Below are 25,795 nucleotides of genomic sequence, written 5' to 3'. Positions count from 1 at the left end.
CGGCAGCGGCTCAGGCGAATTCTATTCACCCTGGGACTACCGGTACCTATACGACACCACGAACCTCTGCGTTGAGGCCTCTGCAGACGGGGGACTGTCCTACCGGTGGCTCGCGACGTGGCGGTCTGCAAGGGAGGAGCTGTGATCCTGCGCCGTGAACCCGTGCTCGTGCAGGCCGCGGTCGTCGCGGTGCTGAACCTCATCGTCGCCTTCGATGTGATCAGTTTGACTCCGAGCCAAAGCAACGCTCTGATCGCGCTGACCGCCGCCGTGCTCGGTCTCATCACTCGCCGCTACGTCGCGCCGGTACCCCTACCCGGCACGAAGACGGATGGATCGTTGTGGTAGAAGGGCCACCGCTCGAAGCCACCGCCGCCTTTTGCCCCCGCACGGCGGCCATCCGGCACACCCCGCTTCGGCGCAACGGCCGTACATTGACGACGCCGGTCCGTTCGAGCTGGACCAGCCCTCGCCACCGCCACGGAGGACCTATCGATGACGTGGACGGTGACGGCACTCCCCACGCGATGGTGAGCAGTCGGTGGAAGTAGTCAACTCCGTTGCTCGGCCGGTCGCCCCGGCCGTATGCGGTGGCGGTCCTGCTCCTCACACAACCGGGTATCGGCGAGACCGCGCGGTCACGAGCGGCGCACTTGACGCCGCCGCACGGGCCGCCCGCAGGGGGCAGGAGCAGCTGTACCCGGCAACGGGTACACGGAGCTCCTCCGACGGACTGTTCTTCGGTACCCGTCTGCCCGCGGGGGTCGGTTTTGGCGTGCGGTGGTCGACGCCCGCCGCGGTGCGGAGTGACCAGAGGACGGGCTCGACAGTCACGCAGGAGACGCTTCGGCGTCATGGGTCGCCGCGGCCCGTACGGCCTGTCGAGAGAGAGTGGAGAGGGCCGTGCGTGGCCAGTCCACTTTGAGATGGATCCCTGAGGCCAACTGTTTGGAATGTACCAATATTGGACTCTGCGCAGGTGTGGGCCGGTGCCTCAGGGAACCCACCGATGCAGCACGGGTGACGGCGGTGGCAAGGGCCGTCGACTACATGATCGAGCACCGGGCGCAGCCCATCCAGCTCGTCGATGTCGCGCGGGCGGCAACCATGAGCCAGTTCCATTTCCATCGGATATTCCGAGAGATCACCTGCACCACGCCGGCGCGGTTTCTCACTGCGCTCAGGATGTGCGAGGCACAGCACCTGCTGCTCAACTCACGGCGGTCGGTGACGGAAATATGCTCTTCTGTCGGCTATTCGAGTCTCGGCACGTTCATCAGTCAGTTCGGCCGCCTGACCGGCCTGTCCCCGCGCCGCTTCCGCACGGTCGTCGAGCGGATCGGCCAAGTGCCGATTCAGGAACTGACGGACCTTAGCGGCGCGATGGCCGAGCGCGGCCCGATCGGCGCGGTGACCTCGGACCGACAGGAGCGGTACTGCGCCCTGCTCGGACTGTACCGGACGGACCGCCCGTGGGAGCGGCCGTCAGCCTTCCAGGTCATCGAAACCGACCACGTGGTGCGCATACCGCCGGTCAGCGACGGCGAGTACGACACCGTCTCGGTTGGGTACAGCCCGGTCACGACCGTCGCCGAGGTACTCGGAGCGCCCGTCGGTACCCTCGGCCGGGTTGGCTTCGGTACGCGGACGCTAGTCGCCCGGGGCGGCCGATCCCGCCATCCTTTCCACGTCGCCCTGCGCCGCCAGCGCCGCATCGACCCACCGGTGGAGTTTTCACGCCCCCTGCTCTGCCTGGTGACTCGCGCGAACCAGCGTGATGCAGCCCCGGCTCTGCCCACGGACGCAGCGGATCGCGGGTAGGTGTTCGGTCTGCGAGGCGGGTCGATTGTGTTGGCGGTTGGCCCCGGCTCCGGAGCAGAGGTCCTCCACGCGTGCGATGCCGTCCTCGTACAGTCCGTCGGGATGAGTGCTGGTCTCGAGCTTGTGGTTCACGGTAGCGAACAGGCACCGATACGGAATTGAAGGCCTCTCCGCAAGATCGAAGGTGACTGATCAGGTGGTGGCTACGGCGGTGGGTAGCCAGGGACGGCCGGCGGCGAGTTCGGTGAGGGCGCTGATGATGTTGCCGCCGTGTGGGGTGGCGGTGGCAAGGTAGGAACGGATCAGCGCGAATTGCTGCGCCCCGTCGAGGATGCGTAAGCTCCCGGATACTTTCTGCCGTATCTTGACCATGCGGATCTGCTGCTCGGCGGCGTTGTTGTCGAACGGGGACCGCAGATCGACCGCGAACCGCAGGTAGTCGTCGATGCGGCCGCGCATCCGGCGTGCGAGGGCGGCAAGTTTCCGGGCGGTCTTGGACGGTTGCGCCTGGTGGTCCTTGACCGCGACCAGGGCGGCCTGGCGGAACAAGCCGGTCTGCTCCGCCAGCAGAGACGGGTCGATCTCGGTCCGGCCCGCAGCGCGGGCCGTGTCGGCGGCGGTCTTGAGCGTCAGCAGCGCATCGCTCGCCTGTGCGGGCCACACCGCCTCGGGTGCCAGTTCGGCGGCGGCGGTCAACTCTCGCAGCAGGTGCGCGCAGCACAACTGGTGTCCGGCCGGGGTGTAGGTGTCGTACGGGGCCCACGCATCATGCACCACGATCCCGGCCATCGAGCCCATGATCTGCCCGACGTCGATCCCGGCCCGGCCGCGCGTGGGATGCACCCAGACGAGGGTGTACTTGCCGGTGGTGGCCACGTGTACTCAGTGCAGCTTGCCTGCGACCCGCAGCCCGGACTCATCGGCGTGCACCACCGACGCCGCGATGAGCGCGTCGCGGACCTGATCCACGAACTCCGAATCGGCGAGGGCGTCCCCGGCGCGGGCGTGGGCGGCGGCGACCGCGCCGGCCGACATCGGCACCCGAACAGATCCGCCATCGCCCGCACGGTGCGCGCCTGCGCCCCGAACAGCGCCTGCTGCAGATACACCGCAGCCGCGTTCACTCTCGGCCCGTACTGCACCGGGGCGTCCACCCCTCGCGGAGCCCGACCCGCGGTGACCTACCCGCACCGGCAGCGGCGCGACACGATCTGGTGCTCGATCACCCGCACCGCGATGTCCGGCAGATCGAACACCTGCCGCACGGCCACACCGGTCATCGGCGCCGCGCCCAGTGGCTCACCACACCCGCCACAACCGGCCGGTTCGTGCTCGATCCGCTCGTGCGGATCAGCGACCTGCCGCAACGTGCGACCTTCATGGCCGGGCTGCCCACCCGGCCGCCGACCCGACCGCTTACGCAGCGACTTCGGCGCTGGCTTGGCCAACCCGTCCGACGACGGCGGCCGCGACGAGTTCGACGAATCCTGCCCGAGCCGGGCTCGCAGATCCGCATTTTCCGCCCGCAGCACCGCGTTTTCCCGACGCAACTCGGCGTTGTCCCGCTCAAGCTCAACGATCCGGGCTTCCAACCGGGCGAGCCGCTCAAGCAACTCCACAAGGGACGGCGTTCCGGACACCCCACCATGATCCAGATCAGACCGCGCAGGTCAAGAAAACCTGCCAACGAGCACCTGATCAGTCACGATCGAAGAAGCTGCGAACAAGGCCATAGGGCGTCGGATGCCACCGACCGAAAACGGGCTGAACAGCACCTGAGGATGGGAAACTACTTTGAAACAAATCAGCTAGTGACAGTTCATCAGAATACCGCTCCGAGCCCACTAAACTGGACTGAAGCAGGGGCACGAATACGAGGATCGGAGTAATACGCCGTGAACGTCCCCGGACCTCGCAATCCCTCCTTTCAGGGCCCCGCACCGTTGCCGGTGCGCCAGACACTCCGGCGTGGGTGGTGCCTTTTGCCGTACCGAGCTGCGCGGCGCGCGGGGCCATGTTAGATTTGACAATCGGATTTGTCCAATGGACGATCGATCGATGACCAGCGGCATCAACTACGTCGACGAGCCAGAGCGCGTCGCCGCCGCGCTGTCACCGCTACGCAGACAGCTCCTCGGCACATTGCGGGTACCGGCCTCGGCGACACAACTCGCGACAAGCCTTCACATCCCCCGCCAGCGAGTGAACTACCATCTGCGCGCGCTCGAGGCGATCGGCCTCGTCGAGCTGGTCGAGGAACGGCAGCGGCGGGGCTTCACAGAGCGGATCATGCGGGCCAAGCCGGGCGCGCTCGTGGTCAACCCGACGCTGATGGGTGTGGGCGAGACCGTGCCAGAGCCCGACGGCGCGCTCGCCGACCAACATGCGGCCGAACACCTCGTCAGAGTCGCTGCTGCAGCGGTGCGCGACGTCGCCCGCATGCAGGTCAAGGCTGACGAGCACGGCAAGCGCCTGCTCACGTTCACACTCGAGGCGCACGTGCGGTTCGCCGACCCGGCCGCAGTACATCGGTTCACCAAGGAGCTCACTGAGCTCGTGACGCAGCTGACGACGACGTACGACACCGAGGGCGGCCGTCCGTACCGGATGGTCGCCGCCGGATACCCGGCACCGGCAACGGAGGCACCAACGGATCAATGAACACCCCAAAGATCGAAATCACGGTCGACACCACCGTCGACGCCGCGTGGCAGGCATTACGGGACACCGAGACCATCCGCCGGTGGCACGGCTGGGATACCGACGAGATCGCCGAGGAAATCCGATCTATCTACTTCACCGACGTGACCGTAGACGACCAGAGACACGTGCTCGTCGCCAACGGCGGCGATCGGTTCGAGGTACACCCGCTGCCCGACGGCGTGCGCGTCACGCTCACCCGTGCACCCCTGTCCGGCGATCCGAACTGGGACGCCTACTACGACGACATAACCGAGGGCTGGACATCATTCCTACAACAGCTACGCTTCCTACTCAGCCACAACCCCGGCGGTATGCGACGCACACTCTTTTTTTCCTACCGGGGCGTTGACTCCAGCACCATCGTCGACCGGCTGGGTCTGGCCGGCATCGCGGCGACACCGGCTGGCAGCCCCTACACCGCCACCGTCGCAGGCGGCACGACGACAGGCAACGTCTGGTTCCGGTCGACCCACCAACTCGGCCTGACCATCGACGCCTGGGGACCAGGGCTGCTGGTACTCGCAGGAAACACACCGTCGCAGACCAATCCAGCGGGCACCGCAACGGCCCTCCTCAGCACCTACGACCTCGACGACACCGCGTTCGACCAGCTCTCCCAGCAATGGTCAGCCTGGTGGGCCACGCACACACACTGACACCAACACCACAACAGCGAAAGGGCGAACACCATGAGCCAAGACAAGGTAGGCACGATCGCGGGCTTCGACCTGACCGTCCAGAACGCCGACGGTGTCCGCGACTTCTATGCGGACGTGGTCGGCTGGAAGCCGGAGCCGCTGAGCATGGGCGACTACGACGACTACATGATGCTCGCGCAGGACGGCAACCCGGTCGCTGGCATCTGCCACGCCAAGAGCAGCAACGCCGACCTGCCGCCGCAGTGGATCACCTACATCGCGGTCAGCGACCTCTCCGCAAGCCTAGCGCGGGTGACCGAAAAGGGCGGCGAGGTCGTACGGCAGCCCAACGGCACTGGTCCGGGCGGATTCGCACTGATCAAGGACCCCGCGGGTGCGATAGTCGCACTAATGCAGAACCCCCACACCAGCTGAGCCACACACGGCCTCAACGATCGGCCACCCGCCGGGCCACGTAGAGCATGTATCGCGGCTCGAGCGACTCCACGCAGTAGGCGAATGCGGTGACGAAGCCATCGAAGACCGCGTCGCCGTGCTGTGCACGCAGGTCTGCCTCGTTGTCCCGCAACGCCTGCAACAGCAATGCGTAGGTCCGGTGGGTGTGCTCGGTAAGGTCGACGAACTCACGGAGCTCGAAGCCCGTCGTGCGCAGCAGAGCTGGATAGTCGTCGAGAGAGACGATGGGTCCCAGTAGGGCTACGCCGCGGAATGCGTCTACCGCGTCGGCGCGGGCCCCGGTCAATGGCGGGTGGGTGAAGAAGTCGGTGGCGACCAACAGCCCGCCGGGCTTGAGGGTCCGCGCGACATGCGCGAGTGCGCGGGCGCGATCGGTCATGTGCACCAGTGACTCGATCGCCCATGCCACGTCGAAGTGGGCGTCCGGGAACGGAAGCTCCTGGGTCGCGTCAGCCGTTTGGAACCCAACCCGGCCGGCGATCCCGGCGGCCGCAGCCCCCTCGTTCGCTCGCTCGACCTGGGTATCGGAGTCGGAGACACCCGACACCGAACAACCGGTCTCGGTGGCCGCGCGCCGTGCAGGTTTACCCATGCCGCAACCCACGTCGAGCAGATGCTGACCGGCGCCGAGCCCGCTGCGGGCGAGCACCAGGTCCGTCAGCCGTTCGGTGGCAAGGGTCTGGTCACTGGTATCGCCGGGGCCATCCCAGTACCCGACGTGTAGGTTCTCGTCCCAGACGTCGATGCGCATCGACTCGTCCGACTTGTAGTCATACTTGGCCTGCTCGTCAGTGGCGGACATACAGGTTCTCCTCGTCGGGAGCTACGGTCAGGACCTGCGGTACGAAACGGGCAGTGAGCGTAGACAAAAGATTCCGGGTGCGTCGTAGTACGACAGCCCCTGCACGGCAGGCGCCAGCGTTGTGGTGCGTTCTGCGAGTACCTCGAGCACCACGGAGGACTCCATCCGGGCCAGGCTGGCGCCGAGGCAGTAGTGAATCCCGAGCCCGAACCCGAGGTGCCTGCTGTCCCGGCCGAGCACAAACGTGTCGGGGTCGGCAAACTGGCGCTCGTCTCGGTTTCCGGAGGCGATCCACAGGCGCAGGAGCTGGTCGCCGGGCACCACCTGATTGCCGATCGTCACCTCGGTCGTGGTGAACCGGTAGACCTCAGTGAACGGCGTTCGATGCCGCAGCACTTCCTCGAGCACGTCCGCGGTGTCGACCTGCCCGTGCCGCCACCGCAGCATGACGTCCCGTCGCTCACCCAGCGCCAGCAACGTGTTGCCGAGCAGCGCCGTCGTGGTGATGTGCCCGGCAGTCAGCAACAACACCGCGAAGTTGCGAATCTCCCTGTCGTTGAGCTGTTCCCCGTCGATTTCCGCGTGCGCGAGCGCGCTCATCAGGTCATCTCCGGGCCGGGCACGACGGCGCTCTGCCTGGTCGAGCATGTAGGTACCGAGACCATCTAGTGTGGACTGCATGCTGGCCATGTAGGTACCATCGAACGGATCGTCCGCGCTGATGGCATAGAACTCGTCAGCCGTGCGAACCAAGTACTCCCGGTCAGTTTCGGGCAGCCCGAGCAACTCGCCGATCACGTACACCGGCAGCAGGTAGGCGACATCACCGATAGCGTCGAACTCGCCCTCGGGCCCACGGTCTACGAACGTCCGGTCCAATAGTCGCTCCGCGATCGAGCGCACACGCGGGGCCAGTTGCTCGACCAGCCGCGGCGTGAAAGCCGTACTGATCAACGCGCGCAGCCTGCCGTGCCGCGGCGGGTCGACCGCCACCAGGCTGCCCTCGGCTTCCTCTACCAGTTCGGGCGGCATCGTCCGACCCGGGTCGGACGAGAACGTGGCAGGATCCGTGAGTATCTGGGCGATGTCGGCGTACCGGAACACGTTCCAGCTACCCGTGCCCTGGTCATACCACACGGGCTGGTCATCACGCATCTGCCGGAACCAGGGCAGCACGCTAACACCTCCGTCCGCGAACGTCAGGCGCGGCACGGTAGCCATCATCACTCCCTCCGACGATGTGACAAATTGTCACGACTGCATGACATGTAGTCATACCGCACGTGGACTTACCGGGCAAGGGCATGCACGCTAGTTCCGGTGGTAGGGGGTGCATCCGCTGTGAGCAAAGCTGTGGCAGTGCCTCGGTCGACCAGGCTCTGTGCTGGCCCCTCAGGAGGATTTGCTGCCCCGGCAGCCCGGTCCGCGTCCAGGATGACCTGTCGGTGGCACCCTGGGGATTGGGACCGGACCGCAGTCCGGCAAGGCCGCCGACCAGCAACAATTCCGCGATGGTCACCGGGTTCCCATCTCGCTGATTTCAAGCCCGCACCCGGCGGTGGAAGGCCTCCGGGTCAGCTGCGTCGCACAGAAGCCGTCTCCTGTAGCCCGCGGAGCACGTACGGCACCGCTTCCGCCTGAAAGTCGATGTCCGGCACGAGCGCGTGCACGCTGCCTTCAAGCACCAGGAGAGCCAGGATCGGGAAGACGAACTGTGGGTCGGCGTACAAGCCGCGCGATCGCTGGATCGCGAAGAGCGTGGCGGCGAAGGACGCCAGGTCGAAGTCCGAGGCCCGGACGGAGCTGTTGCGTGCCACGAGGGCCACCACGTCGTCCCGGAAGCCGTCCCGGTCGTACCGGCCCCCGCGGTCCAGCACCGTCGACAGCAGGATCTCGGCGCAGCGGTGCCCGTCGTTGCGGCCGAGGTAGTAGAAGAACTCGGCAAACCTGCGGCGCGTGAAGTCGGTCAGGCTGCGCACAAAGCCGGTATCCACAATCACCGCTGTCCCGTCCGGCATCAGGTACAGATTCCCTGGGTGCAGGTCGCAGTGCACGAATCCGTCCCGAAAGAGCATCTGGTATGCGGCTCTCAGCCCATTGAGCACCGCGGCCTGCCGGGCGGGGGATCGTTCAGCGCTCCGTTCCAGCGCCCCGATCCACTCTGTCACCAGGACCGTGTGGCCGGATAGCTCCGACACGACGGCCGGCACCCGGACGTCAGGCAGGGAGCGCAGGTTATCACGCAACCGGGTCAGCGACTGTGCCTCCCGGACGAAGTCGAGCTGCTCGTACACGGCGGCCGAGATCTGGTCGACTATTTCCGCCAGTGGAACCTGGCGCATCGCGGGTAGCCGGCCGGCGGCACGTGCGACGACGTTGACCAGCGCCAGATCGAGTCTCATGGTCTGTTCGATCCCCGGCCGCCGTACTTTGATCGCGACCTCACGGCCGTCGTCAAGTCGAGCCTGGTAGACGCAGGCGATGCTGCCCGCCGCCGCCGGTGTCAGCCCAGCCGCCCCGCCAACAACGCGTGCCGTCACCATCGGTGGCACGGTTCTGATGACGGCGGCGACGTCCGACGGCGGTGACACCCGGTCATGCAACCGGGACAGGTTCCGGCATAGCCAGGGAGGCAGAAGGTCGACCCGGGTGCTGAGCACCTGACCCAACTTGACGTAGGTCGGACCGAGCCGTTCGACCGTGTCGGTGAGAGTGACTGCCAACCGCTCCCGGCCGCTGGGCCCTCGCGTGCCTTTCGGCCACGCCCTGCGCAGGGCGTCGATCAGCAGGCGAACCGCGAGCCGCCCGACCCAGCCAGCCAGCAGCACGGCGATCGTGGCGGCCCGAACAACGAGCGCCCACCGTCGAAAAAGTCTCTTCAGCATCGATTCTCCTCGGCAACGGCAACGGCAACGGCAACGGCAACGGCAACGGCAACGGGAACGGGAAAACCTTAGTTCGGCCCGGCGTCGTTTTCTGTTTCATGGGAACGGGACAGCAAGACTTCGACGTTATTCGGTTCCCGAAGCTACGCATTCTTGCTGCGCTGCGCCGCACTGTTGACGCCGCCCCCTCGCGCTGACAACCCTTGAAACGCACCACCGTAGGCGGGGCCATGGCATGTGGAGCAGCTGCTGGCGGAACCATCCACTCTAGGGCGATTCTATGGCTCGCCGTCTGCGGCCGACTTCCTGAACCGGCAAAGAGGTCGCGAATGGCTCGCACTCGACCCTGTAACGGGTGTCCGTATTCGCCATCCGAGGCGAAATCGCTCGGTGGCTGCTCCACACCGGGTTTCGTCGCACGCATATCACAGGCACCGCAATCACCAGAGATGAAAGGGTGATCAAGAACATGACACTCCAATCCATCGGTCTGTCCACCGGGGGCCGGGACCGCGCGCCAGAGTGGGAGCACTACCTCAAGGGTGACCCGGCGCTGTTGAACAGCGAGCTCGGCGACATCCTGGACCGGGATGCGGTGCGGCTCGACATCCGCACCGACGACCAGGTCGCGTACGAGGCGCTGCACCACCCGGACCCGATGGTCCGCGAGCAGTCCCTGTACCAGGCGATGGACCGCCGGTTGCCGGAAGCGATCGACCTGATCGCGGAAAGCATCGCCACCGATGAAAACCGCGAGGTGCGGTGGAACGCACTGTGGGCGCTGGAAAAGATCGGCGGGCCGCGGGCCCTACAGATCATCGAACGGCACGTCAACGACGACGACGCCGACGTCGGCGAGTGGGCACAACTGTTTAGCTCCGAGCTGCGCACCGGCCTGCCTGCCTTCGACAACCGGTCGTTCGCCTGGGACAGCGACCGGACCTTCGACGAGACGATTCTGCTCAACATCCACTGTGACGTCTACGTTGCACTGGATGAGACGGGACGCAACTGGGGGAAGATCTCCCTGGCGCCCCAGGGCTTGGCCCGCAGCTACGGTCAGGCGCACGCGTGCCCGAACACGGACACCCGTAACCAGAAGCTCATCATCAGCAAGACACTGTCCGGCCTGCATGAGGACGGAACGCCGCACACGGAGAACTTCGTGTTCCGGGGGCTCACAAACCACGCCAACGCCGGCCGCGGCAGCTTCTACTTCGAGTCACGCGGTCTGCGGCCGATCTTCCTATCCGGCCGCGCCGACGACGACAGCCTGGGACACCGCAACGAGATGGTCGCCGCCAAGCGCAGTGGCGAGTGGACCCTCGACCCGAGGATCCAGATCAGGGGCGAGTCGGCGATCCGCTACGTCCGGGGTCGGGTGCACACCTGGGGCTACGTCAACTTCGACACCATGGCGGGCAGCTCGCTGGAGGAGGTGCTGTTCCCCGGCAACAGCATCCTCGGCACGCTGGACACCCCCACCGGGCCGCTGGCGAACGCGTTCATCGTGGGCACGTTCAAGGGCAAGCTGGTCGACTGGGATGGCGACGACAAGGTCAATGTCAACTCGCTCGACATCTACTCGACGCTGGACGGGGACGTCGACTCCGACCAGGACGGCGTCGCCGACATCCCGGGGGTGCAGTTCTGCCCCCGTACCAACTGGATGAACTGAGCTGACTGATCTCCGGGGCGGGCGGCAGTAGCCGGTCGCCCCGGAGCCGTCCAACGACGGTCTGCCGGACGAACACCAACAGGGGCGCAGTTGTCACACATTAAGGAATATTTGCCGCTTTTGCACCACGTCGTTGTGATGCCATTAGCAAGATTAGATAACTACGCACAGGGTAGCGGGCGCTTGACTGAACGTTCAACGATGCAAGCGGCCGTACACGGGCTCGGTATACCCGGGGGGTGAACCTTGGGTCTTTGTGGGCCCTGGGTAGCGATCAGTCGACGGCAGCAAGAGACGTGCGACCACGCCCGTCGGGTTAGATGCGGCCGCGGCTCGGCGATCCTAGGGAGGGCTACGCGATGACCACTGCCGACCAGTTATGGCGACAAAGGGGAAACTGTTTAGAATGCGCTGAAGTCACGAGGTGCAGCACCCTGGGGATGTGTCTTGACAATCCCACCGACGCCGCTCGGCTAGATTCCGTTACTCGGGCTGTCGAATACATGACCGCCCATTTCTCGGAACCTCAGCGCCTATCCGACATAGCCCAGGCCGCGTTGCTCAGCCCGTTCCACTTCCATCGGGTATTCCGGCACGTCACATCCACCACGCCGGCGCGATTTCTGACCGCGCTGCGGATGGCCCGAGCCCGGAGCATGCTGGTCAATTCGAACCTGTCGGTGACCGAGGTCTGTCTGGGCGTCGGATACTCCAGCCTCGGCACCTTCATCAGCCAGTTCACCAAGCTGACCGGAATGTCGCCACGACGGTTCCGGGCGGCTATGTCCGTCTTCGGCCATATCCGGTTGAGCGAGCTGACCGATCCGTCCGCCGAGCGCCACTTCGCCCCGGGACCAGTCGGCGCCGTGACCGGCGGGCCGAGCGCCGGCGGCTGTGCAGTGCTGGCACTGTACCGGTCAGAGGAGCCCGACGATGTCCCAGTGACCTACGGCGTACTGGAAACCAACCGCCTGAGCCACTTCCGGCCGCTGGCAGACGGGGCGTACCACGCCGTGGCGTTGGGCTTCGACAACCGCTCAACGCTGTCCGACGTACTCGGCGACAACGGCCAGCAGGCGCAATTCGTCGGTACGGGCGACGTGCCCATCGTCGTCCGCGGCGGACGCACCCGCCGGAGCTTCCAGATCGCGCTGCGATGCCCGCGCCCCATCGATCCTCCCGTGCAGCTCACCTCGGCCCTGCTCGCCCTGGCTCAGCGCAGGCAGCCACGGCTGCTGGCAACGGGTAGCTGACGGGAGCGCAGGTCCCAGCACAACAGCAGTTGGAGTCGCTGCGGCGCCGACCCGGGCGACCCGGTCGAGCGCCGCAGCGGTTCACCCGCTGAAGGCGGTCAGGGCCACCCGCAGTTCGACCGGTAGATCGACCGGCGCAGGGCCGTCCGGGGTACGGCGTAGACACGCCACCGTCTGCTGGCCCCGAGCTACCTCCCGCCCGCCACGAAGGAACTCGAAGTGCATGCCCAGCCGGTGCCCATTCCGCCCGTTCAGGCGCATCCGCACCTCTATCTCGTCGAGGCCGAAGCACTCCTCGTAGTAGTCCATGGCGCATGACACAGTCACCAGCGCCAGGTCACCCCGACGCACCTGGTCCAGGACAGTTGGTGCGTGGTCGGCGAGGAATCGTTCGCGGCAGTGCCCCTGCCAGTGCAGGAAGTGCGCGAAGTAGACATTCCCCACGACATTGGTCTCATCCAGGTGGACCACGTGCCGGTAGACATACCACCTAATCATGTCGCCCCGATTTGGTCGCCACCGCCACCGCCACCTGATTTGTCCTGTCGCCCCAGGCCAACGCGGTCGTCACCGTCACGTCTCGCCCCGTTGAGACGAGCACGCCATCCGGCTCCGCCTCGCCGTGCGCCAGCGCCTGATCCGGATCGACGCCGAGCTTGACCAGAGCCTCCCGGGCAGCCCACAACCGGGTTGTGGCCACCTTTTGGGTGTCTCCGGTTCGCTGCCGGAGTTCCTCCGCGGCCACCCGCGCGGAGGAGTCCAGCAACCCCGCCAGGGACCGGTCCGTCACCGGCTCCCAGTCCACCCCGACCGGGCGGTCGGCCAACGCGACGAGCACCTGCCCGTCGGCGTAGCTCGCGCTGGCGTACCGGCCGGGCACGCGCAGCGCGCCGGACGGCTTGTGGCCCAGCTCCGATTCGGGCAGGGCGAGATGCCGAGCCACCAGGCTGCGGGCACCCTCCGTCTCACGCCGGCCGGCTCCCACGACGAACTCAACCGCGTCGACCGCACCAACCTCGATCAACCGGCGACTCAGCCATGGACCAACCAGTTCCACGCCAAGTCGACCGCAGTCCCGGGCCGCCATGAACTCCGGGTTCTCGCCGACCGCTCGCAGCCGCAGGCCCCGCCACCGCGCCACCGGCCCACCAGAGTGGGTGACTTCGACGTCGAAAACGTACTCGTCTGCGCTGTGCCACACCTCGCGCGCCTCGACTGTGAGCCGACCGCGCAGCGGCTGCCAGACGACCACCTCGGCCGCGCCCACCGGCAGCACCCGACGGTGCGGTGCACAGGCGAGCAGCGAATGAATCGCCGCATCGTGCCCACCCGGACTGCCGAGCAGCAGGTCCTGACCGAGGAACGATGCGAACCAGCGCTCCGGGTCACCGGCCTCCACCACGGCGCGCACTGCGAACGCCGAGACCGGCTCGGCGCAGAGAAGACGACGCATCTGTCCCTCATGGAAGAGCACCGACCCATACCAAGAATGAATGGTGTTCGCCTCCGGTCCGGCTACCCCCATCCGCGCGCACGGCCGGGACTGTCCACCACCCGCCGCGCTGGTGGTCGGCGGCACCGAAGGTTCCCCGACCACCGTTCCGCTGAACCGGTCGGTGGCAAAACCGTCGGTGTCCGCGCGGATCACCACTGCGACATCAGCGCCACTCTCAGCAGCCAGCGCCGCCACCCGAATCCGCCTCACGTCGAACTCGGGTACATCGATCGGCGCGGCGAAGCTGACATCCCGGATCGCCCAACCGGCTCGGTTCCCGATGGTCAGTGACGCCAGCTGCACCATCGCCTCCAGACCCAGCACCGCGGGCAGCAGCGGCACGTCACTGACACGGTGGTCCCGCAGATACGGGTCCGCGCCGGCCGACAGAACCGCCTCGGTCACCGTGGCAACCCGTCCTATCCGGCCGACCGGGACTTCAGCGAAGCGCAGTCGGCCCAGATCTGGAGCATCCGGCGCAGGCTCCGGGCTCAGCGTGGCGGATTCGGGAAATGCCGCCGTACACAGCACGGTCACCGGAGCGGTCGGATCAGTGAGGATTCGCCACAGCGCCGCGACGCCGTCATCGGGGGCGATGCCGGCCACCCCGCGCCTGTGCAGCGAGTCGAGCACGTCCAGGCGGACCCCCATACCGATCCCGGACCAGACCGACCACTCGATCACGTGCGCCCGAACCGCTGGGTTTTCGCTGGCCCACCGTTCCACCTCGTGTCGCAGCCAGTCGTTACTGACACAGTAGGCGGCCTGCCCGGCTAACCCCTGACGGCCGATGATGGAGCCGAACGCCAGCACCAGACGCAGGTCCGGCCCGGCGGCGGCGAGCAGCGACTGGAGCCCGGCCACCTTGCCGCCCAGGTGATCCTGAAGCTCCTCCTCCGAGACCTGCGTCAGCGGCGCCGGCCGGTTGATCCCGGCGCCGTGCACAACCGCCCGGATCACGCCGAGCCGACCCGCGCGGGACACGGCTGCCTGTACCGTGTCGGGATCGGTCAGGTCGACTCGCTCGTAGTGCAGCCGGTCGTCACCGAGGACCGCACCCAGCCGCCGCAGCGCCTCGCTCGTCTCGGCGTCCTCGACGGGTCGCCGCCCGAGGACCACCAGCCGGCATCCGGTCCGTTCGGCGATCGCCGCCGCAGCGAAGGCCGTGATACCAGTGGCACCACCGGTGACAATACAGACGTCGTCGGGGCCCAGCGGTATCTCGCGCGAGTCGTCGGCCGGGCGGTGCAGGGAGGTGACCAGCCGCTGGACACCGCGGGGCCCGATCCGTAGCTCCGCGTACCCCGCCGGCACAGCCAGCACGGCCAGCCTGGCGATGTCCGCAGGGGATGTCGCCTTGATCACTGTCACCGCACAGCCCGGGAGTTCCGCCGCGACCGAACGGCCGACGGCGGCGGCAGCGGGATGGCCGTCGTGCACGAGCGCCAGTCGGGCCGGCTGCTCGACAGCGATCTGCGTCAGGACAGCAGCCACCTCCACCGGACCATCATCCGGGCCGAGCGCGACAGCGAGTCCGTGTGGCACTGCTGTCTGCTCAGGCACGGAAGGGAAGACCGCATGCAACGGGTGGCCCTCCGGTGCCGCGACCCGCCAGCGTACGCCTCCGATGGCCGTCACAGTGTTCTCCACCGGAGCCCAGTCGTGCCGGAACAGTCGGATCCACGGCGCTACGCCCTGGACCGGTGCCTCCTCATCGTCACCGGCGGGCAACTGGGCAAGCACCTCCGCCGCCTCGGCGACGGTCGCCTCGGCCAGCGACAGCGGCGCGGAAGGTGGTTGCCGGCCCAATGCCGACGCGACCGCGGCGACGGTGCGGGCGATCTGCAACGAGTTCAAATGCAGGTCGCCGAGGAGTCTGTTTGCCGGGGTGATGCTCGCCACCGGAAGTTCCAGCTCGGTGGCGAGGTGGGCGCGCAGCTGGCTGAGTGGGTCCTGAGAGCTGGCAGCGGACCCGGCCGGGTCTACTGACCCGGCCGGGTCCGCCTCGGGTGGGGTCGGCGCCGGTCGAGCGGAGGCGGTCCTCACCACCGCTGCTGCCACGCTCGACAGCTGCTCGACCCGACCCGGAAGAGGGACGGGATCCGTATCGGTCGACACAGACCCCGCCCCGAGCAACCCGGCGGAAGAGATGCCGGAACCACACGGGCTGCTGAGAAAGGACATCGTCGTTCCCGGCTGGAGAGGGCGGTAGGGCCGCCCTGCGTACCAGGCGGCGATGTCGCCTGCGCCAGCGGCAACGACCGCAGCGGTGGCGAGGGCAAGCGAACGGGGCGGGCCCCCGCAGTCCAGGCTCACCGCCGGTGCTGCCGAGAACCGGGCGGCCAGCCGGGACAGCATGGTCCCCGGACCTGCCTCGACAAGCAGGTCGCACTGCTGGCCAAGGGTGCGGGCTGCGGCGAGGAACCGCACCGGGGCGGTGAGCTGGTGGGTGAGCAGGGCCACCAGGTCGTCGCTGTCGCGCAGTGCCTCTCCTGTAACGCTGGACACGACCGGCCACGACTGTCGGGGGAACCCGACCATGTTCAGCTCGGCAGCCCACGCCGGCTGCGCAGGTTCCATCGCCGGACTGTGGAAGCCGTACGAGACCGGTAGTCGAATCGCCTCGATACCGCTGTCCCGCAGGACCGCCTCCAACCGGGCGAGGTCCTCGTCGGCGCCGGCGAGCACAGTACGGTCCGGGGCGTTGAGGGCCGACACCACGAGCCCGTGCTCGTTGGCCAGCCGGACCGCCCGCGCCTCGTCGAGGGACAGACTCACCATGCCCGTGCCCGCCACGCCGTGCCGTGCCATCACGCGCCCCCTGACGACAGCCAACTGGACGAGCCGGTCCATGTCCAACGCACCTGCCCAGGCAAGGGCGGTCAACTCGCCGAGGCTGTGTCCAACGGCGCCAAGTGGGGCGCAGCCGAGCTGGTCCAGCCACGCCAGGCCAAGCATTGACTGCCACACCACGGCCGGTTGTGCCGCCTCGGTGCCGGTCGCCCCGGTGTCCGCGGGCCGCTCAGGCAGCTCGGGCAGCAGCCGGGCCAGCGGGCCAGGGTCGTACCGCACAGGGGCGCCTTGGCCGGGCAGGAGCAGCCCCACTCGTGCCGGCGGTCCAGCACCCAATGCCACTCCAGCGGTCTCATCAACCAGGACATGGCCGTTCCAGGTGGCTAGCAACCCGGTCGCGGCGCGGGCGGCTGCCGACAGCTCGTCGGCGTCGTGGGCTACCAAGGCACAGCGGATCCTGGCTGTCCCGCCGGCCGCAGCGCTGAGGGTCGCCGCAACGTCACCGACCTCGGCGTCGCTTAGCATTGACCCCCAGTCGGCAAGACGGTTGAGGCGCTCGGTCAGCTCACCTTGGTCGGCGGCCTCGAGCAGCACAATCTCCGGCTGGATCGGGGGGTGTGACCAGGCCCGGGCCGAGACGGAGGCCCGGCGGTGACTGGCAGCGACACCGGGCGCACTGCCTTCCACCACGACATGGCTGTTAATCCCGCCGAACCCCATCGCGGAGACGCCGGCTGTCAGCCGCTCGCCCCGCCACGGCTCCGGCTCGTCGAGCACTCGCAATGTGGCGTCCGCCTCGCGAAGGAGGGGGTGCGGTGTGTGGCAGCCCGTGGTCGGCGGAAGGGTCCGGTGATACACGGCGAGAACGGTCTTGATCAGTGCCGCCGCGCCAGCGGCCGCCTTGGTGTGCCCGATGTTTGCCTTCACGGAGCCGAGCACAGCGGTACCGGTCGCATCGCGCCGGATTTGGGTCAGCGTTTCCAGCTCGACCCGATCGCCGACAGCAGTTCCGGTGCCATGCCCCTCGATCAGGCCGACCTGTTCTGGCTTCACTCCGGCCGCCTGGTACGCGCGCCGCAGCGCCAGCGCCTGTCCGCTCGTGTCCGGCCGGGTCAGGCCCCCGGACCCGTCCGAGGACGTTGCCCAGCCGGTCAGCCTCGCGTAGACACGAAGTCCGCGCCGCTGTGCCTCGTCGGCGCGCATGAGGGCGACGATTCCGCATCCCTCCCCCGGAAGGAAGCCCGTCGGTTGCTCGTCATACACGCGCATCTGACCGTGGGCGAGCGCGCCGAGGCGGGCAAAGCCGATCATCTCAAGCGGGTCCAGAGACAGGTCGACGCCACCGGCGAGGGCGAAGTTGAGCTCGCCGGAGAGCAACGCGTTGGCCGCGGTGATGACGGCCAGCAGGCTCGACGCGCAGGCGCCATCTACTGTGTAGCCGGTACCGTGAAAGTCAAAGTGATTGCAGATCCGTCCAGCGATGGTGTTGCTCAGTGCCCCTGCCAGTGACTCGTCGCCCGGGTCCGGGAACGCCGCCGTGATGTGATGCCAGGCGTGCTCGAGTACCTGCGCGGTGACCGCGGAATCCACTCTGGTGTCGCGTAGGGCGGCCTCTACCGATCGCCGTACGAACGGCCAGTGCATCCGCACCATTCCGGCCCTGCTGAACTCGCCGGTGAGCGAGTTGCCGAGAACAACGCCGACCCGGTCGGCGTCCAGGTCAGCGCCGCCGGGGAATCCGGCGTCTGCCAGGGCTGCCCGCGCCGTCTCAAGCGCAAGCCAGTGCGCGTGATCGGCGGCCCGCCATGCCGACCCGGACACGCGGAAGGCCTCGCGATCGAAGTGCCAGTCCCGCAGCAGTGCGGCGCGGCGGACGTACGTCGAGTCCGGCGCGTGCGGCGCTCCAAGTCGGTGCTCGGGGTCCAGCCGCTCAGCCGGGATGGCGCGGAACGCGCGGCGGCGGGCCAGCACCGAGCGCCACAGTTGCGTTGGATCGTCGGCGTCGGGATAGCGGCAGGCCATGCCGACCACCGCGATCTGCCGTTCGATCGCCCTCATGCGGCTGCCTTCCTTAGGCGAATCCGCCGGGCCCGGATCAGCCGGTGGCGACCGACCAACAGCAGGCCCGCCCGAAGGATGCAGGTGATAACCAGAGCGAGGAACAGTCCGTACGAGACGTGCGCAAGCACCAGCAGGCCGTAGACGGCCGCGGTACACAGCCCGAACCACACCTGGTTGCCACGGGCGCGGGGGGTGGTGCCCGGATCGGTGATCATGTAGTTGGTGAAGAGGATGAAGGCAAGGCCGGTCATCGGCAGTAGCGCGGCGACGAAGTTGTGGTCGAAGAGTACCGACCGCAGCAGCGCCTGCCCAACGAAGCCGGCCAGCCACCCCACGATCAGTGGCATCTTTCCGGTGAGCCTGCCGTTGAGCAACGTGCCAGCCATGAGGACGCCGAGCGGCAGCAGCCAGTCCAGCGCCCCAGAAATCCCGGCGGTGAAGTGATAGGGCGGTGCGATGCTGACCCAGGGGAAGAGCACGAGAGTCAGCGCGATGCCGGCGTTGGAGGGGTTGAGTACGTGCCGGGGCCGCCCATCTACTCGGATCCGCAGAATGTGACGGGAGGCCACCGCTGTGGCGATGGCGAACAGGTACGGCCAGGGCGAGGAGTTTCCGTAGAGCAGCATCGCGCAGGCCAACGCGCCAATGTGGGTGGGCAGGAGGTAGTCAACCAGCGGCTGGAAGCCGCCGAGAAAGCCCACCGGACGACCCTCCACCCGGGCTTGAAAAGTTTCCAGGGCCAGATCGAGGACGTAGCCCAGCAGGAGGGTCAACACCGGCGTCACTGGTGCCTGCTCGAATCCGAGAAAGAGGTGGCCGAGCACCGTGAGAATCGTGATGGACAGGGCGAAGCGGCGCAGGGCCTTGACGCGGAGCTCTCCTGGGGCAGCGGATATCACAACGCACCCCGCTTCATCGGGGGATGGGCCGGGGTGGAAAAGCCGCTCTGCCGGCATACGCGCTGAGGAAAACAGCGCCTGGCCGGCGCGACGGAGTTCGGTACCTCTGTCATTTCTGCGCCATTCCTCTCTGACTGTCCGCGCACAAGCGCCGCTCCTGCGCAAAGAGGCGCAGGCAATCGGTCCCGGTGCGGCCGCTTTCCTACGGCAATCGAAAAGTCTGTTGTAGATCGCTCGACACTCGGCGTACTTCTTCCGCCTTGCGATGCGTCGAGGCTCGACGCACAAAGGGATCAGTCGGTCACAGATCGTTCGGCCGGTCATACCGCCACTGGTCCCGGCTCGCCTGCAGATCGGACCGCAGTTGCACGACTTGCCTGCGCAGGTCGCCGATGATCAGCTGCGCACTCTCCCGGACGCTAGCCACCTCGTCTCGCGCCTCTTCGCGAACCCGGGCGATCTCGGCCCGGTGCTCATGGAGCAGGCGCTGACGGTCGTCACGGGCCTCGTCGAGGGTGCGCTGCCAGCGTTCCAACAGCTCGTTTCGTTCCAAAATGATCGCGGCCCGCGCCTTTTCGTGAGCTACGGACAGGGCCTGCTCCACGACGAGGGCCTCGTCGCGCGCCACCTCGGCGAGGCGGGCTTCCTCGCGCCTGCGCTCGACCTTGGTGACGTGCCGGGTACCCAGGTAGGTCAGGATCGCGGTGCAGACGGCGGCGATGGGTGTGCCCAGGGACTGCCAGTCCACCGTCAACTCCTCCGGTTCACACTCAACAGCTCCCTGGCCTCTTCGCGGGCGACGATCCGCAGGCAGTTCGCCGCAAGCCAGGCGAGGGCCAGCTCGGCAAGCCAGATAACGGACTGCCAGTCGACCATCATCGACTCCACGGCCGCGATGACCCACCAGATCGCCACCAGAGCCACGATGCGACGCCGGTGCTGATGCATCCGGCCCAGCAGACTCATGACCTGAAAAGCCAGCATCAGGGTGGCGCATGCCAGGGCGAGTGCGCGGAACGCGTTCTGCAGGCCCGCCGGCATCCCCCCTATTTCGATCACCAATTCAGGGTCGATCCAGAGTAGGGCGGCGTGCACGGTGATAGCGGCCGTCAGTAGCAGCCCGCCCGGCACCTGGTGGTGAGGGCCTCCGTTTCGACCGGTGGATGACCCGCGGCCCGGGTATGAGCAGCGGCGGCGGACCTCAGAGTCGGACACCGTGGCCTACCACGGTCCGTTATCATCGGAGCTCGACTGCCCGGACAGGCAGGGTCTGGCAGCGTTCATGGTGCATCCCTATCTTCGGCTGCGTGGGTCATGACTGCGGTGGCATCTCATCCGCCAAACGACCTCCGCCCCTCAGACCCCGACCACTTCGCCCGCGCTCAGGTCGACTGACGTCCGCCCGAGCCGTCGCGGACGTTCGTGGCCGACCAGTAAAAGAAGCATGTAGAGGCATCTGCCCGGGTGTGAGTGGTCGACGGCTGTCGCCACCCGGGAGACCTACGGCACCACGACCCACCGGTTCGCCCCAGCGCACGAAACGAGCCGGTCGGCCGCACGGAGCAGGTCGAGTGCCTCGGCCAGCCCGGACCGGTCAGTGGCGATCGGGCGCGCACGCCCGTGACCGACGCGAGACGGCCGACGGGCGAGTCGAGGAAGAACTCCAGGAGCAGGTCAGAGTCGTTGTCGTAGACCCAGACCCGGGCTGTGCCGGCGTACCAGCAGGAACTTCCTTGACCGCGGCCGGAGCGGCGTCGGTGCCACCTCGATGTCGAGTAGGTGGCACCGCACGTCAGCCGAACTGGCCTGGGCCGTCGGCTGGACGCACAGCAGGCATACCAGAGGGGCTTTGGACCATTCGACCGTGGCGCGCAGTTCCTGTCGGTCCCGCTCACTCGTCCGCGTGCCCGCCAGGTGCCGGGCGCAATGCCCAACGCGCACCGAACCAGACATCCACTTCCTCCGTCATCTGAGCATGAGACTCCTTTCTACGCGCCGCCGGGCCGAAACGACTTCTCGCGGATTGCTCGCCTGATCCGGTCACGATGCAGCCGCGAGTACCGCCAGGGCCAGGTCGGTGTCGACGTCGGCCGGTACCGGGCACAGGTTCAGCAGCAGCCGCCCGTCCCGCAGATCCCCCACCCCGGCCGGCCCACCCCGGCGTAGTCGATCTGCGAGCCGCTGGTCGATGGCGACCGCATAGCTGCGCCGGCGGCTGCTGGTGTCACCGAGCACCGTGACGTGGGACTCGACCAGTTCGGCGGCGACTCCCCCGGCCCGCAGTGCGCCAATCAACCACTTGCCTCGGGCTCTCAAGTCGCTGTGAACCGTCCGAACGGCAGCGAGCGTGGGGGTACCGCCGTCGACGATGGTCGCGCACAGGGCGGCGAGGGCCAGTTTGTCCGCCTACATCGCACGGGCGAGCGGGTGCCGTCGCACCTGCTCGATGACGGCCCGGTCGCCGATCAGCAGCCCGGTCTGCGGCCCACCCCAACAACTTGTCGCCGCTAGCGGTAGCCAGCGTGGCTCCCTGTCGCAGCGCAGTCTCTGCGTCCGGTTCACCAGACAACGCCGGCTCGGGGCGCAGCAGACCCGAACTGATGTCGGCGATCACCGGGACCCGCAGACCAGCAAGGGCCGTCACGTCCGGCCTGCCACACGCTCCGTCCGAGCCGCCTCGGGCCGGGACGAGGGTGAGCACGCACCCGGTGCCGGACCACACCGCTTGGCGGTAGTCATCCAGGACGGCGCCGTCCGCGGTACCAACGGGGCAGAGCCGGGCTCCGGTCGAGGTGAGTAGTTCGGGCAGACGGAAGCCATCGCGAATCTCGTACAGTTCCCGTTGGCTGATCACCAGCTCCCGACCTGGTGCGAGTACCGTTGCAGCGAGCACCAGCGCCGCCGGGTTGCTGTTGACCACGTATGCCGCCCCGGCAGTCGGCACGGCCGCGAGCAGCGCGGCGACCGTTTCCCGGCCGCGACGCCCTCGTTGCCCGGTGTTCAGACCGTACTCCAGGTCGGTGCAGCCGAAGGCCACCTCAACGGCCCGCTGGGCCGAACCCGAAAGCACGGCCCGACCGAGGCCGGGATGCACCAGAACGCTGGTGGCGTTGATGACGTGGCGGGTCGCACCAGTCGCACCCCGGCCCAGCGGAGCGACACCCGACATGTCCGAGGTGCGCTCACCGCGTGTGCGGGCATCCGTTGTCGCCGGTGGTAGGTCGCCGTCGGTCCGGGTCGGCATCGCAGTGGGCCGACTCGTTTGGGCCCTCATCGCGTGGCCACCTGGCCGTCGTCGTGTAGCACGAGTTCGTGCCGGCCCGGTCCCAGACTAACCTGCGCGGTCCGCACCCCGCCCGCCGTACGCCATGACACCACGAACGGGGTGATCCCGTCGACGGCGAAGAAGAGCTCGGGGCTGGATACCCCCGCGTGTCCGTTGCTGGGATAGAGCTGGGCCCGCAGGTCCGGCCGGCCGTCGCCCGGCCGAGCGACCACGGACGCACCGAGAGCGAGTGTGGTCTGCCGTCCGCCCTCGCCGGCCCGTTTGAGGATCAGTGTTGACTGGCTGGTCGACCGAGACCGGTTCAGCACCAGCCGGCTGTCCTGCCACTGGTTGGCCACCAGCGCATCCGGCCGACCGTCGAGGTCCACATCGCCAATGGCGATACCGCGGCTGACATCTCGGTGGCCAAGCCCGCTCTGCGGGGCGATGTCAATGTACCGTCCACCATGCCGCGTCCAGAGCACGTTGGCCTGGTGCCCCGAAATGTCGTCACCCGGACGAAAGTGGGGCCAGGCCCATGGGTGCTGGAGCAGCTGATCGTTGGCCATGGCAAGTTCCTGGAGCTCGGGCCAGCGCCACCGCTTTCCGGCCACGAAGCCCGTCGCCTGCAGCAACTCGTCATTGCCGTCGCCGTCGAAGTCGACCGCCTTGACGTCCCAGGCCCACCCGCTACGGGAGAGGCCCAGTGCCTCGCTACGGTCTTTGTAGGGCAGTCGACCGTCGAGCAGGTCTGCGCCCGGTCCAGTCGGGGTGAAAGCGAAGTTACTCTCTTGTAGACCCCATGGAGTGGTGATGTTGCTGACCACGATCGTGGGCAGCTCAGCGCCGTCCGGATAGGTGTAGGTGACACCCATGCCCTTGAAGGAGTCACGGCCCAGCACCTTGGACTTTGGCACCAGCGCGCTCCGTGTTCCCACAACCGGACGCAGATCCAGCTGCCCCGGCCGGGAGTGATTAACCAACAGGTGATCCGGGCCAAAGTCGTTGGCGAGGTAGACCTCCGGCAGCAAGTCTCCCGTCAGGTCCTGTAGGCCGAAGGCGAGCGTCCACGACCGCGCGGCACGGTCCGGCACGCCGGTGGAGGCATCGAGCCAGGCCGGTGCTGTGTCCGGAGGCCCGGGGCGGGAAAGAAAGGCTCGGTTCGTCCCCCCGTTGCCGGCGTCCGCCATACCCGCCTGCATGTGCATCCGCCCGTCTCCGGCCGCTCCCGGGTCAAGCAGTCTTGCGCCATCGGGAAAGTAGTTGCCCACCAGGACGTCCGGCGCGCCGTCGCCGTCCAGGTCACCCACGACCAGTGCGGTCGTGTTCCACACCTGCGCTGGCTGGACCAGCTCCACTGGATGCCATCCGGCACCGATCCGCAGGAACTGCACTGGCGACCGACCCCAGTAGTAGACAATCAGGTCGCTGTCGCCGTCTGCGTCCAGGTCGGTTGGGACACAACCCATTGGCGCGAAATGGTCAATCGGGCCGGGTGGAGGAGACAGGGACGCTGCTGGGTACCGGTCGCCGGTTCCGGGTACCGGGAAGACCCGAACTGAGTCGTCCCTCGGGTCGACCAGGCACACATCGTCGTGACGTCGATTGCCATCGGCGTCGAGCAGCGCAACCGCAGCGCCCACAGCGGATATCCAGGACCGAATGCCCGATACGTCGGGCGCGACAACACGAACATGCTGGGCTCCCGCAGGGGCGGTGTTCAGCGGGTGCACCTCGAAGGCGAAGCGGGCAGCGAGAACGTCCATCTCGCCCGGATCGGGCGCCGGCCGGACGGTGAAAACGCCGATAGCGGCGACGAGGACCGTCGCCAACGCTCCGGGCAGCATGCGACGCAGTGACATGGACATGGTTTCTCCCTGGTCGTGGCGGCAGAAGCCGCCAGCGGACATGGATCAGAGCCGGCAGAACTGGGGCTCAGTCGGCCACAGCAGTGGCACGGCTGCGAATCTCGCATTGCCACCACCGGTAGGACTCGATTTCGGAACCAAGGGCACGGGCGAACTCATAGGAGTCGCGCGCCCAATCGGCGGCGGTGTGGGCCGACACCCCGGTGAATGCGCTGACGGCCGCCTCCGTATGGGCAGGAATGTGACCTGCGGTGCGTTGTGCCTCGGCGGCGAAGACCGCCCCTTGGGCCAGGGCGGCACGATCCTCTCCACCTAAGGTCAGCAACTGCTCGATTTGGCGGTCTGTGCCACCGCCCGCGTAGGACGCGGCGAGGCCGACGCCGGCCCACAGTTCACGCCGTAGACCTGGTGGAAACCGCTCGATATGTCGCCCGAGTCCGGCGCCATCGCCGCACTCGACAAACCAGAGACTGCGGCCTACCCCCTGGCAAAGCACCGCCTGGACCGGATCCTCCCGGTCTGGCCGATGAGCTAGCCGGCGAATCCAACGCGGCCCTCCGAAAAAACCTCGGGAAAACCCCGCCCCGTCCACAGCGAGCCAGCGCAGTAGCGAGTCGAGCGGAAGGCGGCGGTGCAACATACGCCAGGGCAGCAGGGCGGCCGACCATCCGGCGCCAACATGGATTAGGTGCACGAAGCCCGTACCGGGACCGGCGAGCAGGCTACCTAGATGGGTATCAGAGCTCCCCAAGCCGTAGCGCCGTTGTCCTCGACGCGGTGTCGCGAGATCTGCCAGCGCCGCGGCCAGCGCAGCTCCTTCGTAGGCGAAGCCACGGTTATCAGGTCGGATTCGCGCCAGTTCTGCGTGGACATCGTTCCGCCGAGTTCGCCGCCGCAGCTCGTAGCCCTCGACAAAGGCGATCGCGCGGGTCTGCAAAAGCAATCGGCTGGCGGCTTCCCCACGCCGGTGCTGGCGCCCGGCGAGTTCGACGATCGCAGGGGTCAGGGGTGGCACGATCAGCTTTCCCCTGCCCTTACGGGCTGTCACCGGTAGGCCCGATCGTCGGCCTGACTCCCGCCAATGACTACGAGCCGGTGTCCGTACGCGTCCCGTGGGTCATTCAAGGGCGTTACCATGGGGAGGATGACCGGCCCGC

General features: G+C 67.5%; 22 protein-coding genes. 7 read left to right on the top strand and 15 right to left on the bottom strand.

Annotation, left to right across the window (positions count from 1 at the left end):
- Positions 1-141 precede the first annotated feature (141 nt).
- On the top strand, positions 142-348 hold the full coding sequence (locus tag STROP_RS03100; protein ID WP_018831412.1) for a hypothetical protein: 207 nt from the start codon (positions 142-144) through the stop codon (positions 346-348).
- A 672-nt stretch (positions 349-1,020) separates the two neighbouring features.
- Positions 1,021-1,821 carry a helix-turn-helix transcriptional regulator gene (locus STROP_RS03095; protein ID WP_238380270.1) on the top strand — a complete coding sequence of 267 codons (801 nt, stop codon included), beginning with the start codon at positions 1,021-1,023 and terminating at the stop codon, positions 1,819-1,821.
- A gap of 192 nt (positions 1,822-2,013) precedes the next feature.
- Here the strand turns inward: STROP_RS03095 and STROP_RS03090 are convergent, their stop codons facing one another.
- The 3 genes from STROP_RS03090 to STROP_RS03085 all read right to left on the bottom strand — a co-directional run bounded on the left by STROP_RS03090 (position 2,014) and on the right by STROP_RS03085 (position 3,461).
- Complete coding sequence (locus tag STROP_RS03090; RefSeq protein WP_011904523.1) at positions 2,014-2,697, bottom strand: IS66 family transposase; 684 nt, start codon at positions 2,695-2,697, stop codon at positions 2,014-2,016.
- A 6-nt stretch (positions 2,698-2,703) separates the two neighbouring features.
- Complete coding sequence (locus tag STROP_RS24545; protein ID WP_018831409.1) at positions 2,704-2,862, bottom strand: transposase; 159 nt, start codon at positions 2,860-2,862, stop codon at positions 2,704-2,706.
- Positions 2,863-3,002: 140 nt separating this feature from the next.
- Positions 3,003-3,461: a DUF6444 domain-containing protein gene (locus STROP_RS03085; RefSeq protein ID WP_011904522.1), complete on the bottom strand. Its 459-nt coding sequence runs from the start codon at positions 3,459-3,461 to the stop codon at positions 3,003-3,005.
- Between the two features lie 418 nt (positions 3,462-3,879).
- Here STROP_RS03085 and STROP_RS03080 point away from each other — a divergent pair, with 418 nt between their 5' ends.
- From STROP_RS03080 to STROP_RS03070, 3 genes are read left to right on the top strand one after another with little or no spacing between them, the layout of a single operon-like run.
- Positions 3,880-4,482, top strand: coding sequence for an ArsR/SmtB family transcription factor (locus STROP_RS03080; protein ID WP_026275389.1), 603 nt, complete (start codon positions 3,880-3,882; stop codon positions 4,480-4,482).
- Positions 4,479-5,180 carry an SRPBCC family protein gene (locus STROP_RS03075; RefSeq protein ID WP_011904520.1) on the top strand — a complete coding sequence of 234 codons (702 nt, stop codon included), beginning with the start codon at positions 4,479-4,481 and terminating at the stop codon, positions 5,178-5,180. Before STROP_RS03080 ends, STROP_RS03075 begins: the two co-directional genes overlap by 4 nt.
- 33 nt (positions 5,181-5,213) lie before the next feature.
- Positions 5,214-5,597, top strand: a complete 384-nt coding sequence (locus STROP_RS03070) for a VOC family protein (protein ID WP_011904519.1) — start codon at positions 5,214-5,216, stop codon at positions 5,595-5,597.
- Positions 5,598-5,610: 13 nt separating this feature from the next.
- Here the strand turns inward: STROP_RS03070 and STROP_RS03065 are convergent, their stop codons facing one another.
- From STROP_RS03065 to STROP_RS03055, 3 genes are all read right to left on the bottom strand, one after another.
- Complete coding sequence (locus tag STROP_RS03065) at positions 5,611-6,441, bottom strand: methyltransferase domain-containing protein (protein WP_011904518.1); 831 nt, start codon at positions 6,439-6,441, stop codon at positions 5,611-5,613.
- A gap of 27 nt (positions 6,442-6,468) precedes the next feature.
- Positions 6,469-7,662 (bottom strand): cytochrome P450, encoded by a 1,194-nt coding sequence (locus tag STROP_RS03060; protein ID WP_011904517.1) that lies wholly within the window; start codon positions 7,660-7,662, stop codon positions 6,469-6,471.
- 353 nt (positions 7,663-8,015) lie between these two features.
- A complete protein-coding gene (locus STROP_RS03055; RefSeq protein WP_011904516.1) occupies positions 8,016-9,326 on the bottom strand; it encodes an ABC1 kinase family protein in 1,311 nt (436 codons plus the stop codon).
- A 469-nt stretch (positions 9,327-9,795) separates the two neighbouring features.
- Between STROP_RS03055 and STROP_RS03050 the strand changes: the two genes are divergently transcribed.
- Positions 9,796-11,004, top strand: a complete 1,209-nt coding sequence (locus STROP_RS03050) for a HEAT repeat domain-containing protein (protein ID WP_011904515.1) — start codon at positions 9,796-9,798, stop codon at positions 11,002-11,004.
- A gap of 359 nt (positions 11,005-11,363) precedes the next feature.
- A complete protein-coding gene (locus tag STROP_RS03045; RefSeq protein ID WP_011904514.1) occupies positions 11,364-12,257 on the top strand; it encodes a helix-turn-helix transcriptional regulator in 894 nt (297 codons plus the stop codon).
- Positions 12,258-12,338: 81 nt separating this feature from the next.
- Here the strand turns inward: STROP_RS03045 and STROP_RS03040 are convergent, their stop codons facing one another.
- The 9 genes from STROP_RS03040 to STROP_RS23555 form a co-directional block, all read right to left on the bottom strand.
- Positions 12,339-12,755: an acyl-CoA thioesterase gene (locus STROP_RS03040; protein WP_011904513.1), complete on the bottom strand. Its 417-nt coding sequence runs from the start codon at positions 12,753-12,755 to the stop codon at positions 12,339-12,341.
- Entirely contained in the window at positions 12,748-18,603 is a 5,856-nt protein-coding gene (locus STROP_RS03035; protein WP_011904512.1) for a type I polyketide synthase, read from the bottom strand. The genes STROP_RS03040 and STROP_RS03035 overlap by 8 nt, the downstream gene beginning before the upstream one ends.
- Entirely contained in the window at positions 18,600-19,505 is a 906-nt protein-coding gene (locus tag STROP_RS03030) for a hypothetical protein (protein WP_026275388.1), read from the bottom strand. Before STROP_RS03030 ends, STROP_RS03035 begins: the two co-directional genes overlap by 4 nt.
- Before the next feature lie 301 nt (positions 19,506-19,806).
- Positions 19,807-20,253 carry a hypothetical protein gene (locus STROP_RS03025; RefSeq protein WP_018831403.1) on the bottom strand — a complete coding sequence of 149 codons (447 nt, stop codon included), beginning with the start codon at positions 20,251-20,253 and terminating at the stop codon, positions 19,807-19,809.
- 2 nt (positions 20,254-20,255) lie between these two features.
- Positions 20,256-20,636, bottom strand: a complete 381-nt coding sequence (locus tag STROP_RS03020; RefSeq protein ID WP_028564442.1) for a hypothetical protein — start codon at positions 20,634-20,636, stop codon at positions 20,256-20,258.
- A gap of 909 nt (positions 20,637-21,545) precedes the next feature.
- On the bottom strand, positions 21,546-21,800 hold the full coding sequence (locus STROP_RS25495; RefSeq protein WP_230582416.1) for a hypothetical protein: 255 nt from the start codon (positions 21,798-21,800) through the stop codon (positions 21,546-21,548).
- Positions 21,730-22,674 (bottom strand): L-seryl-tRNA selenium transferase, encoded by a 945-nt coding sequence (locus STROP_RS03015; RefSeq protein ID WP_230582415.1) that lies wholly within the window; start codon positions 22,672-22,674, stop codon positions 21,730-21,732. The genes STROP_RS25495 and STROP_RS03015 overlap by 71 nt, the downstream gene beginning before the upstream one ends.
- Before the next feature lie 101 nt (positions 22,675-22,775).
- Positions 22,776-24,638: an FG-GAP repeat domain-containing protein gene (locus STROP_RS03010; protein ID WP_011904507.1), complete on the bottom strand. Its 1,863-nt coding sequence runs from the start codon at positions 24,636-24,638 to the stop codon at positions 22,776-22,778.
- 67 nt (positions 24,639-24,705) lie between these two features.
- Positions 24,706-25,653, bottom strand: a complete 948-nt coding sequence (locus STROP_RS23555) for a DUF1702 family protein (protein ID WP_011904506.1) — start codon at positions 25,651-25,653, stop codon at positions 24,706-24,708.
- Positions 25,654-25,795: the final 142 nt, after the last annotated feature.

Origin of the sequence: Salinispora tropica CNB-440, assembly GCF_000016425.1 — a bacterium.
Classification (GTDB): Bacteria; Actinomycetota; Actinomycetes; order Mycobacteriales; family Micromonosporaceae; genus Micromonospora; species Micromonospora tropica.
The sequence above is the reverse complement of the archived record's forward strand: the minus strand, read 5'-3'. Positions and strand labels throughout refer to the sequence as shown.